The 19,845-nt window shown below is 55.0% G+C and carries 19 protein-coding genes; all 19 read right to left on the bottom strand.

Features of this window, described 5'->3' with window-relative positions; genetic code table 11:
- Positions 1-10: 10 nt before the first annotated feature.
- Positions 11-535, bottom strand: coding sequence for a L,D-transpeptidase family protein (locus tag ACOCF6_RS22335; protein ID WP_482462531.1), 525 nt, complete (start codon positions 533-535; stop codon positions 11-13).
- 789 nt (positions 536-1,324) lie between these two features.
- The gene (locus ACOCF6_RS22340; RefSeq protein WP_482462532.1) at positions 1,325-1,702 is read right to left on the bottom strand and encodes a GxxExxY protein; all 378 of its coding nucleotides are present in this window, start codon (positions 1,700-1,702) and stop codon (positions 1,325-1,327) included.
- A 57-nt stretch (positions 1,703-1,759) separates the two neighbouring features.
- Positions 1,760-2,503 carry an ABC transporter ATP-binding protein gene (locus ACOCF6_RS22345; protein WP_482462533.1) on the bottom strand — a complete coding sequence of 248 codons (744 nt, stop codon included), beginning with the start codon at positions 2,501-2,503 and terminating at the stop codon, positions 1,760-1,762.
- Positions 2,503-3,258 carry an ABC transporter ATP-binding protein gene (locus tag ACOCF6_RS22350; RefSeq protein WP_482462534.1) on the bottom strand — a complete coding sequence of 252 codons (756 nt, stop codon included), beginning with the start codon at positions 3,256-3,258 and terminating at the stop codon, positions 2,503-2,505. Before ACOCF6_RS22350 ends, ACOCF6_RS22345 begins: the two co-directional genes overlap by 1 nt.
- Positions 3,251-4,207: a branched-chain amino acid ABC transporter permease gene (locus ACOCF6_RS22355; protein ID WP_482462535.1), complete on the bottom strand. Its 957-nt coding sequence runs from the start codon at positions 4,205-4,207 to the stop codon at positions 3,251-3,253. The genes ACOCF6_RS22350 and ACOCF6_RS22355 overlap by 8 nt, the downstream gene beginning before the upstream one ends.
- A 3-nt stretch (positions 4,208-4,210) precedes the next feature.
- Positions 4,211-5,092, bottom strand: coding sequence for a branched-chain amino acid ABC transporter permease (locus tag ACOCF6_RS22360; RefSeq protein WP_482462536.1), 882 nt, complete (start codon positions 5,090-5,092; stop codon positions 4,211-4,213).
- Positions 5,093-5,205: 113 nt separating this feature from the next.
- Positions 5,206-6,315: an ABC transporter substrate-binding protein gene (locus ACOCF6_RS22365; protein ID WP_482463422.1), complete on the bottom strand. Its 1,110-nt coding sequence runs from the start codon at positions 6,313-6,315 to the stop codon at positions 5,206-5,208.
- A 58-nt stretch (positions 6,316-6,373) separates the two neighbouring features.
- A complete protein-coding gene (locus ACOCF6_RS22370) occupies positions 6,374-7,516 on the bottom strand; it encodes an ABC transporter substrate-binding protein (RefSeq protein ID WP_482463424.1) in 1,143 nt (380 codons plus the stop codon).
- 27 nt (positions 7,517-7,543) lie between these two features.
- Positions 7,544-7,975, bottom strand: a complete 432-nt coding sequence (locus ACOCF6_RS22375) for an ACT domain-containing protein (RefSeq protein ID WP_482462537.1) — start codon at positions 7,973-7,975, stop codon at positions 7,544-7,546.
- A gap of 49 nt (positions 7,976-8,024) precedes the next feature.
- Positions 8,025-9,326, bottom strand: a complete 1,302-nt coding sequence (locus ACOCF6_RS22380) for a phenylacetate--CoA ligase family protein (RefSeq protein ID WP_482462538.1) — start codon at positions 9,324-9,326, stop codon at positions 8,025-8,027.
- A gap of 21 nt (positions 9,327-9,347) precedes the next feature.
- Positions 9,348-9,965: a beta-class carbonic anhydrase gene (locus tag ACOCF6_RS22385; RefSeq protein WP_482462539.1), complete on the bottom strand. Its 618-nt coding sequence runs from the start codon at positions 9,963-9,965 to the stop codon at positions 9,348-9,350.
- Position 9,966: 1 nt separating this feature from the next.
- Entirely contained in the window at positions 9,967-10,545 is a 579-nt protein-coding gene (locus ACOCF6_RS22390; RefSeq protein WP_482462540.1) for an indolepyruvate oxidoreductase subunit beta, read from the bottom strand.
- Positions 10,542-12,302, bottom strand: a complete 1,761-nt coding sequence (gene iorA, locus ACOCF6_RS22395; RefSeq protein ID WP_482462541.1) for an indolepyruvate ferredoxin oxidoreductase subunit alpha — start codon at positions 12,300-12,302, stop codon at positions 10,542-10,544. The genes ACOCF6_RS22390 and iorA overlap by 4 nt, the downstream gene beginning before the upstream one ends.
- A 232-nt stretch (positions 12,303-12,534) precedes the next feature.
- Entirely contained in the window at positions 12,535-14,127 is a 1,593-nt protein-coding gene (locus tag ACOCF6_RS22400) for a hypothetical protein (protein ID WP_482462542.1), read from the bottom strand.
- A 250-nt stretch (positions 14,128-14,377) separates the two neighbouring features.
- The gene (locus ACOCF6_RS22405; protein WP_482462543.1) at positions 14,378-15,382 is read right to left on the bottom strand and encodes a hypothetical protein; all 1,005 of its coding nucleotides are present in this window, start codon (positions 15,380-15,382) and stop codon (positions 14,378-14,380) included.
- A gap of 100 nt (positions 15,383-15,482) precedes the next feature.
- Entirely contained in the window at positions 15,483-16,004 is a 522-nt protein-coding gene (locus ACOCF6_RS22410; protein WP_482462544.1) for an Lcl C-terminal domain-containing protein, read from the bottom strand.
- A 131-nt stretch (positions 16,005-16,135) separates the two neighbouring features.
- The gene (locus ACOCF6_RS22415; RefSeq protein ID WP_482462545.1) at positions 16,136-17,563 is read right to left on the bottom strand and encodes an Lcl C-terminal domain-containing protein; all 1,428 of its coding nucleotides are present in this window, start codon (positions 17,561-17,563) and stop codon (positions 16,136-16,138) included.
- Positions 17,564-17,606: 43 nt separating this feature from the next.
- Positions 17,607-18,125: an Lcl C-terminal domain-containing protein gene (locus ACOCF6_RS22420; RefSeq protein WP_482462546.1), complete on the bottom strand. Its 519-nt coding sequence runs from the start codon at positions 18,123-18,125 to the stop codon at positions 17,607-17,609.
- A gap of 93 nt (positions 18,126-18,218) precedes the next feature.
- Complete coding sequence (locus tag ACOCF6_RS22425) at positions 18,219-19,637, bottom strand: Lcl C-terminal domain-containing protein (protein WP_482462547.1); 1,419 nt, start codon at positions 19,635-19,637, stop codon at positions 18,219-18,221.
- Positions 19,638-19,845 lie beyond the last annotated feature (208 nt).

Genomic DNA, 19,845 nt, shown 5'->3' on the forward strand with positions numbered 1-19,845 from the left:
ACACTGATTTCTAGTGCACTATCTCAACTGTAGTCCCATCAGGAACTACTCGCCAAATCTCCTCAATTTCTGGATTCGTCACAGCAATGCAGCCGAGTGTCCAGTCTCGTTTTGTCTGAAGTTTCCCGATAAATCCAATGCTATTCGGTAGTCCGTGAATCATGATGTCACCGCCAGGAGATACGCTTCTTGCTTTTGCTTGAGCTGTGTCCTCCGCGTTTGGATAGGAAACATGCAACGCTCGATGATAACTGCTTTTGAGTTTTCTTCTGTCGATTGAATAAACTCCTTCAGGAGTTCGTCCATCTCCCTCTTCGGTCTTCTTCCCTAAGGGCTCTTTACCAAGTGAGATTTCGTAGGTTTTCAGTGGTGTGTTTTTGTTTAGCAGCGTCAACCGGCGCTTACTTTTCTCAATGAGCACTTTGTCAGCAGTTACATTTGCAAGTAAAGGGTTGTCGATTCGTTTGGCCTTTATGGAAAGGATAGCGATCAATCCGATGACAATGGCTATGGCGATGAAAATCAGTTTTTTCATTTATCTTCTTTTCTGTTCAACTCATTATTGAGCAGTTAGCATGTACAATCTATCCGTATATGGTCATCGGCTATCTACATGTATACAGATACCGCATCATCTCTTGTTATCAAATCCATCTATATCTATATACTTTTCCAGTTCAAAAATTCCGCGAGATCAAGTCTTGAAATGTCAGTTTATCGCAATTACCAACAAAAAAGCCGCTAAACCGGCATTTATCGCGGTTTAGCGGCTATAAAATATAGTCTGATTGTCCCATCCATTTTCATCTCCAGCACATAACATATTCCCGTATACAGGATAATGCGCTCACCTTACTCCTCCCCCACCCGCCTGTCAAAGAAAACCCCTACAAATACCGTACAATAAAACCGACACACATTTCACCGCAGAGGACGCAGAGTAACGCAGAGGAAAACCAACAACAAGGTAAAACAATAACTAATAAATGGGAAGAAACCAGAAACAAGAGAGATGCTGGAAAGCATATAATTTATTAATAAAATATACTTTATTTCAAGACTCTGGTCTTACCCTCAAGTTTTTGACTTCCTCTGCGAACCTCAGCGTCCTCTGCGGTGAGAAAGATTTACAGACTTGTCATACCGCAGAAGTCGTAGGGTAACGCAGAGGAAAAACAAAAACAGGGGAAAGACAAAAACAGGAACTATGAGAGGACAGAACAATGGTAAACTTTTTACGTTTTAAACTATTCAAATTTTGGTTTAACCCTCATGATTTTGACTTCCTCTGCGTTACCCTGCGTACTCTGCGGTGAGAAAAGATTCACAGGTTATTGGCGATCCGCTTAATACCGTCTCTCATGTGCAGTTCATTGAAATTTAAAAGTAATCCAAGCTTCTTCCCGCTCAATTTCAGGTACGTTATCAACTGAGCCTCATGGATGGGCACAACCTTTTCAACCGCCTTAAGTTCTATTACAACGACATCTTCCACAAGCAGGTCAATCCGGTAACCAGCATCGATTGCGACACCGTCATATTGTACTGGCAACAGAACCTGGCTCGCTATTTTCAGACCTTTTTTCATCAATTCGTATTTCAGGCAGGCTTCGTAAGCGCTTTCCAGCAGCCCCGGTCCGAGTGCAGAATGAACTTTCAAGGCTGCATCAACAATCTCTCCGCTGATCTCATTTATCGTCAAATCTGTGTACCTCCTTGACAGGTATCGACTAATGAAACAGGACACAAAAAAGGGAGCTTAACGCTCCCAGATTTCTTTCTTATCCTTGCCTAGATACGCCCGTTTGACCTCGGCGTTTTCCATCAACTCATCGGCCGGTCCTTCCAGGATGACCTTGCCGGTCTCCAGTACATAGCCCCGGTCCGCCAGCTTCAGGGCCGCCTTGGCATTCTGCTCCACCAGCAGGATGGTGGTGCCCTGCTCCTGGCGAAGTTGATTCAACACCCGGAAGATCTCCTGCACCACTAGCGGCGCCAGACCCATGGAGGGTTCGTCCAGCAGCAGCAGTTTCGGATTGGCCATCAGTGCCCGGCCGATGGCCAGCATCTGCTGTTCGCCCCCCGACATGGTGCCGGCCAGCTGCTTGCGGCGCTCCAGCAAACGGGGAAACAGGCTGAAAACCTGCTCCATATCCTTGTGGATGGACGTTTTGCTTTCCCGGTTGCGGTAGCGCAGATAAGCGCCCAGATCCAGATTGTCCTCGACCGACAAGGGCTTGAACACCTGGCGCCCTTCGGGCACCTGGGAGATGCCGAGCTTGACGATCCGGTCCGGCGGAAGCATTGTCACCTGTTCCTTGTTGAAGAGGACCTCGCCGGCAGAGGCCGGGGTCACACCGGAGATGGTGTTCAGGATGGTGGTCTTGCCGGCTCCGTTGGCACCGATCAAGGTGACGATCTCCCCTTCAGCCAGATGCAGGGAGACGTTCTTGAGGGCGTGGACCTTACCGTAGTAGGTATTGATGTTCTTAAGTCGCAGCATCAGTCATCATCCCCCAGATAGGCCGCGATAACTTCATGGTTTTCCTGGATCTCGCGCGGCGTGCCTTCGGCCAGCTTGCGCCCGAGATTGAGCACCACGATCCGGTCGCAGATGTCCATCACCAGCTCCATGTCATGTTCCACCAGTACCACCGTGATCCCCAGATCGCGGATACGCTGGATCAATTGTGCCAGCCCGACGGTCTCATGGCTGTTGAGGCCGGCTGCCGGTTCATCCATCAGGATAATCGACGGTTCAACCGCCAGGGCCCGGGCGATCTCCAGCAGGCGCCCCTTGCCGAAGGGAAGATTCGCGGCCGTCACATCCGCCAGATCGGTGATGCCGGTGAACTCCAGCCATTTTTGTGCGCCGGCACGGATGCGGGTCTCTTCCTTGCGGCTCCAGGGCATGCGCAGGGAACAGGCCAAAAGCCCGCTGGAGCTGCGGGTGTGCAGGCCTACCATGACGTTTTCCAGCACCGTCATGCCGCCAAACAACTCGATATTCTGAAAGGTGCGCACCATGCCGAGCCGGGCCAGCTTTTCGGGGGGCAGACCGGTCACATCCGAGTCATTCAGGGTGACGCGCCCGGCGGTCTGGGTGTAGATGCCGCTGATGATGTTAAAGAGTGTCGTCTTGCCGGCGCCATTGGGTCCGATCACACCGGTAATATCACCTTTGCGGATAGAGAAGGAGACATCCTCCAGGGCCGTGACGCCGCCGAATATCTGGGTGATGCCCGAGAGCTCAAGCATGCCTGGTCCCTCCCTTTTTCAGTAAGCGCCTGAAAAGATCGGGCACGCCCCGCACCAGACCGCCCGGCATGAACATGACCATCATCATCAGCAGGCCGCCGTAGATGATGATATCGTAGTCCTGGGCCGCCCGCAGGAATTCGGGCAACAGCGTCAACAGGGCAGCTCCCAGAAAGGATCCGTAGATGCTTCCCAGTCCGCCGATGACCACCATGGTCAGCAGCTCTACCGAGAAATTGAATCCAAAGGAGGCCGGCGACACAAAGGTCATGGTGTGGGCATACAGACTGCCAGCCACCGATGAAATCATTGCCGACAGGGCAAAGATCTGTACCTTGAGCAGACGGGCATTGACTCCCAGCACCTGCGCAGCGACTTCCGAATCGTGCACGGCCCGCAGAGCACGTCCGACCCGGGAGTTGGCCAGGTTCAAGGTCAGCAGAACCAGGCCGAGGGTAAAGCCCCAGATCAGGTAATAGTTTTTCAGGTCGCTGTCGAAAGCAAATGTGCCGACGGAGATATTGGGAATACCGGACAAACCGGAGGGGCCGCCGGTCAATCCGATGGTCTCGTTGAAGACGATGTACATGATGATCCCCATACCCAGGGTGGCCATGGCCAGGTAATGCCCCTTGAGCTTGAGGATCGGGAAACCGATCATAAAGGCCAGTGTCCCCACAACGACAGCCGCCAGCGGCATGGCCAGCCACGGATTCCAGCCATAGGTTGCGGTAAGTATGCCGGAGAGATAGGCGCCCAGACCGAAGAACCCGGCATGGCCGAGAGAAATCTGGCCGGCATACCCCAGCAGAAGATTGAGACCGATGGCCAGCATGGTGTGAATGCCGACAAACACCAGCACATTCATCAGATAGCCGCCGCTGAAGGCCAGCGGCGCCGCCAGCACCATAACGGCAAATGCCAGAAATTTGATCATGTCACGATTCATCGGCTAGACCCTCTCACTCTGGGCCTTGCCGAACAGCCCCTGCGGGCGGATAAACAGGATCAGGAGCAGGATGATGAAGGCGATGGCGTCCTTGTAACCGGATGAAATCAGGCCGGCCCCCAAAGACTCCAGAACCCCCAGGATCAGGCCGCCGATCACGGTCGCGACTCCGCTGCTCATACCGCCGATGATGGCGGCGCAGAAGCCCTTCAGTCCGAGCATGACACCGACATCATAAGCGGTCATGGTCAGGGGGGCGACGATGATACCGGCAACCGCCCCCATGGCCGAACTGATGATGAACGAGAACAGCACCATGCGGCGGACATCGATCCCCACCAGCCCGGCGGCCCGGCGGTTGTAGGAACAGGCGCGCATGGCCTTGCCGCTGATGGTGTGGTAAAAATAGAATTTGTTGGCCGCTATGATCAGCAGGGTAATCCCCAGAATCCAGAGGTGCTGGGGCAGGATCGTGGCGCCGCCGATAGCAATCGGCGCTTCACCGGAAAAGGGGGGGATGGCATGGGTGTCCTTGCCCCACATCAGCATGGAGAGACCACGGATCAGGATGCTGCCGCCGATCGTAATGATGACCAGGTTGATGGGGGTCGGCAGACGCAGCGGACGGATGGCCAGGCGTTCGAACAGGATGCCGGCCACCGTTGAAACCGCGATGGCACAGGGGATGGCGGCCCACAGCGGCAGCTTGAGGGTTTCCAGGAACAGGAGCGTCAGCATGCCGCCCAGCATGACGAATTCGCCCTGGGCAAAGTTGATGATACCTGTGGCGTTATAGATGATCGAAAAACCGATGCCGATCAAGGCATAGATCGCACCGGTTGACAGGCCTGAGAGGGAATACTGGAGAAGCTGATCGAACTGCATTGTGCCTCATTTTAAATGTAGGGGCGAAGCACATGCATCATCTGCTTCGCCCGATTCTAGAATGTCCTCAAAAGACGGGCGAAGCAGAAAAAAATGCTTCACCCCTACAAAAATTATTTCAGGATAACCCAGTCCTTGTTCTTGATTTCCACCAGCACAAAGGCATCTTTACCGAGACCGGCATGATCCTGGGCGTTATAGGTAAATGTCCCGCCGATGCCGCAGAAGTTCCTGGTTTTCTCGAGCTGGTCGCGAATTGCCGCTGGAGTTTCGGCGCCGTGCTCAACGGCATTTCTCAGCAGCATGACCGCATCCCAGGCATGTCCTCCGAAATGATCACCCTCGGCCTTGTAATGTTTCTGGTAATCCTTCACGAACGACACGAGGGATTTTTTCTGCGACTCGGAATTCGGCAGCAGATCACAGACCAGAACCTTTCCGGACGGCAGGCGCACCCCTTCAGCAGCATCACCGGCCAGATCAATGAACTTTTTGGACGATACGCCGTGGCTCATGTACAGCGGCAGCTTGAGACCGAGCTGTTTGGCGTTCTTGGCGATCACGGCCGGTCCCGGGTTGGTGCCCCACACGATCAGGGCCTGGGCATGTGAACCGCGGATCTTGGTCAGCTGTGAGGTCATGTCAGTATCCTTGGGTCCGTAGGTATCATCGGAAACGATGGAGATTCCAAACTTGGCGGCCTGCGCCTTAAGCTGCTCGCGCCCCGATGCGCCGAAACCGTCAGATACCGTCAGGATCGCAACTTTACTTTGTTTGGATCTCTGCAGATATTCAAAGATCTTCCCTACAGCCAGGGCATCATTCTGGGCGGTCTTGAAGACCCACTTCTTGACCGGGTCGGTGATTTTGCTGCCGGCTGAGCAGGAAATCAGCGGGATATGCTCCTTCTCGACCACCGGAATAACAGCCATGGTTTCGCCGGTAGTACTGGGGCCGATAATGGCAACAACCTTGTCATCCTTGATCAGCTTGGTTGCCAGTTGCACCGCCTTGGTGGCATCACCGGCGGTATCATACACCACCAGCTCAAGCTTACGTCCCTTGACACCGCCGGCTGCGTTGATTTCATCAATCACCATCTTGGCGCTGTTGCGTTCCGGCTCACCGAGAAAGGCGGCCGGGCCGGTGACCGCAAACAGGGCACCGATCTTGATGGGAGCAGCCGCACATACTGTTGACGCAAATATCAGGGTACAAAGCATTGCTATGGCAGATAAAAATCGAACACGCATGTAGTGAACCTCCGAATAATTTTGATTATTACTTGATCAACACCCAGTCACCCTTCGATACCTTGACCATTTCAAAGGCAGAGAGATCGAGGCCATTATGGTCCTTGGGCGTCATGGTGCAAATACCGGAAACACAGACCAGTTTCTGTGACTTCTCGATACCGTTCCTGATCTGCTCGGGAGTTGTGCCTGATTTCCTGATCGCACTGGAGACGAGCAGGAAAGCGTCATAGGCATAGCCTCCAAAAGTGGAAGCCTCGACTCCATAGGCCTTTTTATATGCCTGATCATATTCCTTGAGCAGTTTGTACTGCGGATCGTTCTTTGGCAGTACGTCATAGATTGCAAGCTTGCCGGCCGGCAGCATGACGCCTTCCGCAGCTTCGGTTCCCGCCAGTTCAATGAATTTCTTGGAAGCAACGCCGTGGCTCATATAGAGCGGGGTCTTAATGCCAAGCTGCTTGACATTTTTGGTAATCACCGCCGGTCCGGGATTAGTGCCCCAGCAGATGATGGCATCCGGCTTGATACCGCGGATTTTAGTCAGCTGGGAGGTCATGTCGGTATCTTTGGGGCCGTAGACTTCATCGGCTACGATGGTGAAACCTTTTTGCGCAGCAATCGCCTTGAGCTGTTCACGACCCGATGCACCAAATCCGTCCGTGACAGTCAGGAGGGCGATGGTCTTCTGCTTCTTGCTGGTCATGTAGTTGAGAATCTTTTCGGCGGCTATATGGTCGTTTGCCGGAGTTTTGAAAACCCAGTGTTTGACCGGATCGATGATCTTGATTCCGGCAGCGCAGGAGATCAGGGGGATCTTCTCTTTTTCCGCAATCGGGATAACGGCCATGGATTCACCGGTCGTGCTCGGTCCAATGATGACCGACACCTTGTCGTCCTTGATCAGTTTAGTCGCCAGCTGTACCGCCTTGGTAGCATCCCCGCCAGTATCATAGATGACCGCTTCCAGCTTGACACCGTTGATGCCCCCCTTGCTGTTGGCTTCTTTGACCAGCAATTCCAGGGTTTTCTTTTCCGGTTCTCCCAGAAAAGAAGCCGGACCGGTAACCGAAAACAGTCCGCCGATCTTGATGGTGCCGGCTGCAAAGCATGCCGAGGCTGTCAGGAGACCGATACATACCGCACTGCACACCGCAATAACACGTTTCATCATACTGTTACCTCCCCAAGGTGACTGCTACAAACTGTAAAGTCGTTCGCCTTCAAGAATATTGAAACCACCGCCTTTGAGCGATTCAATGGCCTTGTCGGTATCATCAAAACGGAAGATGATCACCGCATTGCCGCCGCAGCGCTCAACAAAGGCGTACATATACTCAACATTGATCTGGTCCGTATCCAGGGACTGCAGAATGCGTGACAGGCCGCCGGGTCGATCAGGCACCTCCACTGCAACCACCTCGGTCTTGTTGACCGTAAAACCTTTCTCCTTCAGTACGGACTTGGCCTTCTCAACGTCATCGACAATCAGGCGCAGGATACCGAAATCCGACGTATCAGCCAGGGACAGAGCCCGGATATTGATGCCCGCATCCCCGAGAATGCGGGTGATCTCCGCCAGGCGGCCTGATTTGTTTTCGATAAAAATGGATATCTGTTCGACTTTCATAACGAACCTCCCAGTCACGTTTCCATCCCCTCTTGCGGGAGGGGGGAAATTATAATTTACGATTATCGATGACGCGCTTGGCCTTGCCTTCGCTGCGCTGGATGGTCTTGGGCTCGACCAGTTTGGCGCTGCAGGTGACCCCCAGCATATCCTTGATCTCTTTTTCAATCCGTTTGGCCAGCTTCTGCAGTACCTTGACCTCATCGGAGAAGAGCCGTTCATCAACCTCGACCTGAACTTCCAGGGTATCCAGGTTCCCGATCCGATCAACAACCAGCAGATAGTGCGGCTCAACCCCTTCAATCCCGACCAGGATCGCCTCGATCTGGGATGGGAAGACATTGACGCCCCGGATGATGAGCATATCGTCGGACCGGCCGCTCATGCGGGTGATACGGGCATGGGTACGACCACAGATACAGGGCTCGTAGGTCAGGCTGGTAATGTCGCGGGTGCGGTAGCGGATCAGCGGGATGCCCTGCTTGGTGATGGTGGTGATGACCAGTTCGCCCCGCTCGCCTTCCGCCAGCCGTTGACCGGTCTCGGGATTGATGATCTCGGGAATGAAATGATCCTCCCAGATGTGCAGACCCTTTTTGGCCTCGATGCACTCGATGGCGACACCCGGCCCCATGATCTCGGACAGGCCGTAGATATCGATAGCCGCCAGGTTGAGCTTGCCCTCGATTTCGCTGCGCATGGCCTCGGACCATGGTTCTGCGCCGAAGATGCCGACCCTGAGCTTGAGTTTCCTGAAATCAACCCCTTCCGCTTTGGCCTCTTCGGCCATGAACAGCGAATAGGATGGGGTACAGGTCAGCACCGTAGAACCGAAGTCCTGCATGATCATGATCTGGCGCTTGGTATTGCCGCCGGAGATGGGAATGACCGATGCGCCCAGGCGCTCGGCACCGTAGTGAGCCCCCAGACCGCCGGTGAACAGGCCGTACCCGTAGGCGTTATGGATGATATCGCCCTTGTGGGCGCCCGCCGATACAAAGGAGCGGGCCATCAGTTCGGACCAGATCTCGATGTCCCTGTGGGTATAGCCGACGACGGTCGGTTTTCCGGTCGTGCCGCTGGAGGCGTGGATACGGACGATCTCCTCCATCGGGGCCGCAAAGAGACCGTAGGGATAGGAGTCACGCATATTCTGCTTGGTGGTGAACGGCAGCCGCTGCAGGTCATCCAGTGATTTCACATCAGCGGGCCTGATGCCGGCGCTGTCCAGCGCGGACTTGTAAAACGGTACATTGGCATAGACCCGCTCAAGAACGGTCTGAAGCCGTTTCAGCTGCAGGGCTTCCAATGCCTGACGGGGAAGGGTTTCGAATTCTTCATTGAAAAACATACGCGCGCTACCTCGGAGATTTTATAAACAACAGTTGCCCGTGCCGCCGGCATCCGGCTGTTCTTCAACCAATGCGTCGGTAAAACATTCACCGGTATAGCCGTTGACCACAATATCCAGATGACCGTCATTAGGGCAGAAGAGCAGCCCATGAACAGGTACATCCTTTGGAATCAATGGATTATGCCTGATAATCTTAACCACACGTTCAATGTTTTCGACCGGGTGTGCAAAGATGCCCAGCCACTGTTTCAGATCAGGTACATGGATATCGATCACATCCGGTGAGATGCCGCGACTGACCATGTCCTGCTTGACCGAATCGGCATCGATCTTGGCCATACCGCAGTCCCGGTGGCCGATAACAAAGATCTCCTCCACACCCAGCATGAAGACGCCGGCCACCAGACTACGGATAACCGCACCGGACATGGGGTCAACTATCGTATTGCCTGCGTTCTTGATGACCTTGGCCTCACCCCGTTTGAGCCCCATGGCCGGTTCAAGAAAATCGACCAGACGGGTATCCATGCAGGTAAAGATGGCAATCTGCTTCTTCGGAGATTTGGTCAGCGGCGGAAACGCGTTAGGCCGTACAAAACTCCGGTTGGCAGCGATGACTGAATCAAGCTTGGTCATACTACAGCTCCCTGCCCTGCTGGAATGCACGTCTGTTAACAGCCAGCGCCTTGGGCGGCACCATCTTTTCCAGCGCCTTCAGCCAGAATTCTTCGGCAATGTCGAGCCGTCTGGATACCGCACCCAGCAAAACCGTGTTGGCTGCCCGGACATTTCCGGCATCGGCGGCAATCTTCTGACCGTCAACCAGCAGGAAATCGGGGAAACGGGCTTTAATCCGCTCCACCAACCCTTCAGGATAGGTATCCTGCCCCATCAGCACCGATGGGGGGGATATCTGCAGATCATTGGCCACCACGGTGCCCCCCTGCTTGAGTAACGGCAGTGAACGGGCGGTTTCCATCAGTTCGAAGCCGAACAGGATGTCCCCCTCCCCTTCAGGCACGATGGGGGAAAACACCTCAGTGCCGAAACGGACATGGGACACCACGCTTCCGCCCCGCTGGGACATGCCGTGGATCTCGCTCTTTTTTACGTCAAAACCGGCCAGCATGGCCGCTTCAGAAAGGATCTCGGACGCCAGCAGAATTCCCTGACCGCCAACGCCTACAAGAAGGATATTCGTAATCTCTTGGCTCATGGTTTACTCCCGATTGCGTCAAACGTGCATAACTGGCGGCAGACATCACAGCCGGTACAGAGCAGCGGGTCGATAAACGCTTTCCCTTTTTTGCTGCCGTCTGCTGCCGGTCTCCATTCAATCGCCGGACAGCCGATCTTCAGGCAGGCGCGGCAACCGGTGCAGGTGTCAGAATCGACGGCATAGACCGGACCCTTGCTAAAGACATCGTCGCGCTTGATCAATACGCACGGTTTGTTGGTAATGATCACGGACGGTTCGGGACGATCCATCTCTTCCGAGATGACCCGCCTGGTTTCTTCCAGATCGAGCGGGTTGATAACTCGGATATGCTTGACACCCAGCGCCTTGCAGAGCAGCGGAATCTGCACCGCATTGGTCGGCTGGTCCATCAGGGTAAAGCCGGAGGCCGGATTATCCTGACGGCCGGTCATGGCGGTGATGCTGTTATCAAGGATGATCACCGTAGCCGGGGCGTTGTTGTAGACCATATCCATGAGGCCGTTGATCCCGGTATGCAGGAAGGTGGAGTCGCCGATGACGGCCACAACCTTTTTCTTCTCCTCGGCAGAGACAACCTTGGTCACGCCGGTGGCCATGCCGATGGAGGCGCCCATGCAGACACAGGTATCCATGGCAGAGAGCGGCGGCATGAAGCCGAGCGTGTAGCAGCCGATATCGCCGGTTACATAGGCTTTCAGCTGGTTCAGCGTATAGAACACGCCGCGGTGCGGACAGCCGGGGCACATGTTGGGCGGCCGGCCGGGGAGCTTTTCTGCGGCGGATTCGGATACCTGGGGAATCTTTAACGCAGTGCGGAGACGCCCGGGGGTCAGTTCGCCGCACAGGGAGATGATGTCCTTGCCGATGGCCGGAATCCCCATCGCTTTGACCTGATCTTCAATGAAGGGATCAAGTTCTTCAATGACATAGAGCGTATCAACCTTGGCGGCAAACGCGCGGATCAGGTCGTGCGGCAGCGGATGCACCATGCCGAGCTTCAGGGTCGAGGCATTAGGCAGCACCTCGCGGACATATTGGTAACAGATACCGGCGGTGATGATGCCGATGGATGTATCGCGCAGTTCCATACGGTTGAGCGGCATGGCTGCCGCAGCTTTGGAGAGCTTTACCAGGCTCTGCTCCACCAGGGGATGGCGAACCTTGGCGTTGCCCGGCAGCATGACCAGCTTGGCCGGATTTTTTTCCAGCTTCGGCACCGGCAGACCGGTGGTCCGTTCCCCCAGTGCGACGACTGACTTGCCGTGGGAGATGCGGGTGCTGCTGCGCAGCATGACCGGGGTATCGTACTGTTCCGACAGTTCGAACGCCAGGCGGGTAAACTCCTTGCACTCCTGGGAATCGGCAGGCTCCAGCATGGGAACCTTGGCAGCCCTGGCGTAATTGCGGCTGTCCTGCTCGTTCTGGGAGGAGTGCATCTCCGGGTCGTCGGCCACCACCAGCACCAGGCCGCCGCGCACACCGGTGTAGGCCAGCGTAAAGAGCGGGTCTGCCGCAACATTGAGGCCGACGTGCTTCATGGTGCAGAGCGCCCGACCGCCGCCAAAGGAGGCACCGATAGCAACCTCCAGCGCCACCTTCTCATTGGGGGCCCAGGAGGAATTGATCTCTTTGTAGGAAAGTGTGTTTTCGAGGATTTCGGTGGAAGGGGTACCCGGGTAGGCACTGGCAACCAGGCAGCCCGCCTCGTATGCACCGCGCGCTATGGCTTCATTGCCGGAAAGGATTTCTTTCATTGAGATTGTTCCTGCCCTGAATGGAATAAGTAAATAGAAAAGTTCCGGCACTTTAACAAAACGCGGGAACGATTGCAATTTGTTTGAAATCCCCACTCTCTTTCAGTTTTATTGATTGCCGGCAGTTAACGGATTCAACATTTCAACTTCCTTCGACTTCGCTCAGGACGGGCGTGAAAGGCAATGCCCCCCTCTCCTTCGTTTCGCCATCCCAACAACCCTCCTTCGCACGTTACTGGACCGTAAGAGACCCTTCATGGCTCAGTACCATGAATATACTGTTCTTCCCCGTATACTGGAGCTCAATGGCATCATACTGCCCCCCGCTGATTGAACCCGTAATTCCCGTTGTTGTGCGCCCATCGGATGTGTATACGCTACTGTCGTAATCCACGGCCACCAGCTTTGTCCCATCAGAGGATGAGGCCACAGAGACCCAATTTCTATTTGTATCGTGAGCTGTCCAGGTTGCACCGCCGATGGAGGTGTAAATCCGCCCCCCTCCATCCGCAGCCACGAGCTTCATACCGTCTGAGGATGAGGCCACAGACGTCCAATTTCTGTTTATATCGCTAGCCGACCAGGTCGCACCTGAATTACTTGATGTGTAGATCTGACCGCCACTTGCCGCAGCAACAAGCTTTGTACCGTCTGAAGATGAGGCCACGGATGACCAAGATCTGTTTGAATCAAAGAGGTGCGGAGACCAGTAGTCACTTGATTCTAAGTATGTGTAAATATAGCCGCTATCTTGGGCAGCGACGAGCTTTGTCCCGTCAGAGGAGGATGCCACAGAGTTCCAATAACCGATTGGCACGTAAGGAGTCCAGGTTACACCCGAATTCGTGGACGTGTAAATATAGCCGTCATTTTCGGCGGCTACAAGCTTTGTCCCGTCAGAGGAAGAGGCTACAGAAATCCAGCGTCTGTTTGATTCTCGAGGCGTCCACGTTACTCCAGAATCGATGGAGGTATAAATCTGTCCATTCCATACACAGGCAATGAGTTTAGTTCCGTCTGCGGACGAGGCGACTGATCTCCAATCTCTGAATGCCCCGTGTCCCGTCCAGTTCACGCCGGAATTGTTGGATGTGAAAATATAATTTTGATTTAAGACCACGAGTCTTATCCCGTCCGCGGATGAGGCCACTGCGGTCGGTTGAAAACCGAAGTCAACAAGGCGCGCGGTCCAGAAGGTGCCGGGAAGGTCTTTCAAAACAACTGATTGCCCGGCATTCTGGGCGATCTTCCAGCCGCTTGGCCCGATGCCGGACACTCGAACGACATCGCCGATTGCAGGCGCAGCGGGAAGGGTGATCGTGACCGGGGAGCCGCTGTTTGCCATATATCCGGTGTTGGATACTGCCTGCACTGATGCGCCGGTGACATCCACCCAGGTGAAGCCTGAGCCAGCCGGGCCTGGTATGCCCTGCGGACCGGTAGCGCCGATTTCTCCCGGTATACCCTGCGGGCCGACCAGAGACACACCGGGAGTCGGCCAGATACCTGATGCCTTGGGGCCAAAAAGGACCGTTGATTTGGTGTTGATGTAAAAGTCGCCATCGACACCGTATTGTTCAATGGGATTGCCTGGGCCGTTCAGAATGGTTTTGAGACCTGACGGTGCGGCGTTCTGCTGAACAGAACCATCGGGGAAAACGATACCTTTGGCAGTCGGTGAAAAATCCAGATAACCGTTCTCAATCTTCAGGTCTCCGGCCGGAACCCTGACTCCTTCTCCAAAAGCAACTGTAAAGGCCAGCAACAGAGTACTGCAGCAAAGTACAGCTAGGCATAAAGCCGATGTTACAAGTTTTCCAGCCATGTGATCATCCTCCGATCATGTCTGATTCTGATTCATTCTAATCTTCCGTCTGATCGTCACCCTTTCTACCACCAACCGGCCGCTCCTGATCTTCAGACTCGTTACGTAGCGCCTGCTGCGTAACGCAATGGCACGACTAGCTCCTGCTTGGCGTTACTGCATGCGGGAGCTTGCAAGGCCGGTGCATTACCAGGCTGGTGCTTGGTAACAAGAGTGAACTTTCGGAGGTTTTTTCGCCCAATATTTCATCCTACCTGATCGTCACCCGCTCCACCGCCAACCGGCCGCTCCGGATCTTCAGCGGTCCCTGCACCGAGGTCACGCCGGTGATGGCAGCGTCGCTGTACGCATCGCCGTACCCGCCCTTGAGGGTAATGGTCTTGGCCGAGATTCGCCCCAGCGCCAGACCTCCCAGCTCCTGGAAGAAATAGGTCTGAGCCCGGATCTCACCCCCGTCTATGGCGTTGTCATAGGCATCCTGGATGCTGGCATAGTCGGAGGCCGGCATCAGCTTTGCCTTGTAGTTGAGGCCAAAGGTGGCTGTCACGGCTTTGTTGGTATCCATATAAAACTTTGCTGAGGTGCTGTCCCCTCTGTAACCGGCAAAGAGTGACTTCCAGTCGGGGGCCTCGCCGAGTGTAACCAGCCAGCTCTGAAAAAAGCTGCCGCTGCAACCGCTGCCGGTAGAGTTGCAAGAGATTCCGGCGGGTGTGCTGTGAACCGAACCGCCACCGCTGCCAGCCAGCGCCACCGAGAGCGTCAGGGCATTGATGCGAACATTATAAGCGGGCACGTCCCCTCTGAAATGCAGCCACCCCAGGTTTTCGGCCCAGGCGTAGCCGTCGAAAGCGCCGCTGGCAAGGTCAATTGTGACACCACCTTCGGTAGGTCTGAAGTTGATCCAGCCGGCGGTTTCGCTCCAGGCAAAACCGGAGAGTGCTCCTTCCCTCAGGTTGACTCCCCAGTCCGTGTTGTTGCTGTTTTTGTAGGTGGAAGCACGCCCATCGATAGAGCTCCCCAGCTTGATCCAGCCAAAGTTCTCGGCCCAGGCAAAACCTTCCAGGTGGTCTTCGTAGACAGTGGCACCACCGTCGGTGGCAGCCAGGTTGTTCCAGCCGCTGGTCTCGGACCAGGCAAAATTGTATTTCGGGTTGATGTTGCCGGTTGCGCTGATAATGCCCGATGCGCCTGCCGCAACTGGCAGCGCCAGACAGCAGAACAGGGCCAGGGTTGTTACGGTAGAGAGTATGCACATGAGTAGTACCTCGCGTTGTTAGTGGCAGGTCGCCGTTAAAAGCATCATTCCTGCGTAGTGCAGCATGACTAAACTAAAAGAATCAATGTCAAACCCTCAATCACTGTCCACCGCGCACGAGACGAACATAGACGGTGCTGAGACCCTTACTTTGGCTCCCGTATTCACCTGTGTTGAAATTTACATACCACGCCTGGCTGGCGCTACCGGCGTAGGGCGATCCCGACCAGAACACCGCCGAAGGTGTATTCGGAAAAATATTCTCATTGATGGCCGGGGTGTAGCATTGGCGTTCTATGATGGAGCCGAGTTCCTTGGAATGGGGGAGACGCCAGTTGCTCTTGCCGGCGAAGGTGCTGCTATACCCGGCCTGCAGGGCCAGCTGCCAAGTATAACTCATCGCAGCTGTTCCGTTACAGGTCGTACCGTTCCAGATCTGCCCTTCGCTGCAACGCTTCCAGGTCAGAGTGGTTACGATGTCGGTCACGGTACCGTCGCCGTTATCGACAAAGCGGCTGTCCGGGGTGGTGGCGGGAACACCGGCGGTGCAGGTCGCAGATGTGGTCATTGGGGTGAATACGACCGCCGCCAGGAGCGATACGGTGATAAAAGCGTATTTCATGATTTGCCTCCATTAGTTACATCTCGTTTAAGAAATTTTGTCGGCAATATTCAAGAGTATATGCCTGTTAGCGGGGTAAACGTAGAACGTAATGAACCATGGTTCTCCCGCAAACAACCGAAAAGATCAAATCACTGTCCGCTACGCACGAGGCGAACGTACCTGGAGTTGACCTTACCGCCGTAGTTGACATATCCATTAAGGAAGTTAACGCTCCACACGGAGCTCGAATCTCCGGCATAGGTCGAACCCGACCAGTAGTTAGAGTAATACGTATAGGGGAACCAGGACGTTGTGAAGGCCGGGCTTACCCTGCCAAGATTGACAATCGAGAACAGCTCCTCCACCGTCGGCATCCGCCAGTCACTGAAGCTGCACAAACCGGCGGCATTGACCGCTGCGATGAAAGCCTCCGTATTGCATCCCGCCACCAAGGTGCCGCCACAGTCCAACCCGCCTGCTATACCAGCATAGCCGCCGTTGGTAGCAGGATTGGAGTTGTACCACAAATAAGTCCACGCATAAGAATGCAGTCCGCTGTCGTTGGTCTTGTTTTCCCAGGTGAGCCCGGTGACACCATCCTGTACACACCCCCACGAAACGGCGCCGCTGCCTAGTCGGGCGCCGGTGGCGACGTCCAGTTTGGTAAAAACAAACCCGCTGCGGGATGTATCGACATCCTGGCGGGGAAACCCGTACGGCGGTGCAATCAGGCCATTGGTGGAGGAATCGCTCCAGGTAGTTATGCCGGTAGCGTTAACGGGGTTGGTCGATGAATACGATCCGCTCACACCAAAGATGGTCGCGCCGCTTTTTATGTTGCCGGAAACCAGATTGGTATCACCGGCAACCGCTCCCAAACCGTTATGATACCCGGCGACAATCGTCTGGGCGGACGTACCGGGGATGATGATGGATGCGCCGATATTCGGCAGAACCCCGCTGATCCCCACTGCGGCAGAATTCGAGAAGGTCGTACCGGTGAGGACGCTTCCCGCTACGGCACTCCCGGTTGCCTGAATGACTGAACCGCTGACGCCGAAGATGACGCTTCCTGACTTAATGTTGACGGCAGCAAGGTTGCTGTCGTCAGCCGAGGCAGTTTTACCACCGGTATAGAGTGCATCCGGGATGGAGATAATCAGAGACCCGTTTGCACCGGTAATGTTGCCGCCTGCGGCAGGTGGAACCGATGTCCCCGTCTGAAGTCCCCACGCGCCTCCTGCACGCAACCCCCAGAATGTTTTACCGGAAAGCACGTCACCGACCTCAGCGCCGTGGACAGTATCAGCCACCGGCAGTTTGCCTTGAATCTCGACCAGGCTTCTGCCACTGCCCTTAGTCGGACCATATGCAGGCTCTACGAATCTATCATAGGCAGAACCGGCCACACCGGTATCAAGTTGGTTATAGATGTCGGTGGTGGTCGGCATGTTGCTACCCTTTTCCGGAGGACCGGGGGGATCCAGTTTGCCGGCCAGGGCCGACGTTGCTGAAAGCAGCAGGGCAGCTGTCACAATCAGTGTACCAACTCTTCCATTCATGGTTATTCTGTTCATATCGGTATCCTCTAATCAGTGTTTCACATTGCACAATGCTAAATCACTGTCCGCCACGCACGAGGCGAACTCTGCAACTGGCTGTCTTAGGTATGTACTCCTCGTAATCTCCAGCGACGAAATTGAATGACCACGCCTTGGAAGGATCACCGGCATATGTAGAGCTAGACCAGGCGTCCGGCAGAACTGTTTCCGGAAAAATATTCTGATTGATGGCCGGGTTGTGGCATTGACGTTCAACGATGGAGGCGAGTTCCTTGAAATTGGGGAGACGCCAGTCGCTCTTGCCGGCAAAGGTGCTGCTGTATCCGGCTTGCAAGGCCTGTTGCCAGGTATAGAGACCAGCAGTTCCGCTACAGTACGTACCGTTCCAGATCAGCCCTTCGCTGCAGCGCTTCCAGATGAGAGTGGTCAGGGTGTCGGTCACGGTACCGTCGCCATTATCGACAAAACGGCTGGTCGGGGTTGTGGCGGGAAGGTAGGGGTAGCAGGTTGCAGATGCGGTCATTGAGGTGCATACGACCCATGTCAGGAGAGTTACGGTGATGAATGCGTATTTCATGGTGAGTCTCCTCTTGTGATTGTTCGATGTGTCGATAGTGAGATGATCATAACGATCCATGGTTTACCCACATAACACCTGAAAAAGATCACATCACGGTCCTCCACGCACGAGTCGAACGGAGGCGGCTGTACTCGGATAGGCATAGCGTTCATAGCCATAGCGGAAATCGACATACCACACGGAGGCAGCAGCGGCCATAACCAAATCCGTCCAGTAGAAAGATTGTGTATTGGGGAACCAGGTCGTTGTGATGGCCGGATTAACCCTGTCAAGATTGACAATCGAAAAGAGCTCCGCCACAGTCGGCATTCGCCAATCCTTGAAGCCGCACCAGCCGGAAGAATTGACCGCTGCGACAAATTTTTCCGTATCGCATCCCGCTACAATGCCGCTGCAGGTTAATCCACCAGCCGTACCTGCTGGGCCGCCATTGGGTGCTGCATGGGAGTTGTACCAGGTATAGGTCCAGGCATAATGGTGCAGCCCGCTGTCGGTGGTCTTGTTTTCCCAGGTGAGCCCGGTGACACCATCCTGCACGCACCCCCACGAAATGTCGCCACTGCCGAGGGGAGCACCGGTAGCAGCGTCCAGTTTGGTAAAAATGAACCCGCTGCGGGAAGTATCGACATCCTGGCGGGGAAACCCGGACGGCGGCGATGTCAGGCCATTGTAGTAGGTATCGCTCCAAGTGGTTATGCCGGTGGCGTTAATGGGGTTGGACGGAGCGATGGGTCCACTCACACCGAAGATAGATGTACCGCTTTTGATGTTGCCGGAAACCAGGTTGGCATCCCCGGCAACCGTTCCCGAACCGTTATGATACCCGGCGACAATCGTCTGGGCGTACGTGCCGGGGATGATGCTGACCGCGCCGTTATTCGGCATTGTGCCGCTGATCCCCGCTGCGCCGGTATTCGAGAAGGTCGCACCGGTGAGGACGTTTCCCGCTACGGCACTCCCGGTGGACTGAATGACCGAGCCGCTTACGCCGAAGATGACGCTTCCAGACTTAATGTTGCCGGCGGTAAGGTTGCTGTCACCAACAGTAGCGGTTTTACCGCCGGAATAGAGTGCGTCAGGGATGGTGATAATCAGAGACCCGTTTGCACCGGTCAGGTTGCCACCTGCGACAGGCGGAACAGATGTCCCCGTCTGCAGTCCCCACGTGCCTCCTGTTTGTAACCCCCAGAAGGTCTTGCCGGAAAGCACGTCCTCGACTACTGCGCCATTTTTATTATCCGCCAGCGGCAGTTTGCCTTGAATCTCGGCCAGGGTTTTGCCGGTGCCTTCTGTTGGACCGTAAGTCGGCTCAACAAATCCACCAAAGGCAGAAGCGGCCACACCGGTATCCAGCTGGTTATAGATGTCGACGGAGGTCGGCATGTTGCTCCCCTTGTTCGGGGGGCCGGGGGCGTCTAGTTCTCCTGCCAGGACCGTTACTGATGCGAGCAGCTGGGCTACTGCAACAATCATCATGCCCAATATCCCTTCCATGGAGGCTCTATTCATATCCCTACCCTCCTCTGATGTTGCAGTTCATATATTAATATTGTCCAGTTATTGACTCTGTTGAGTATTCTGCGCTCCCGATAAGTGCTATCCAGGATATTAAGAAACGCCCCTTGGTTCTGGTGCAGAGAGCGCCGGAGTTATCTATCTCCAGCACGATGAAGTCGAGGTTGGTAAGGCAGGCATTGGCACAGGTGGCCCGGATTGT

This window comes from Geobacter psychrophilus (genome assembly GCF_056821595.1).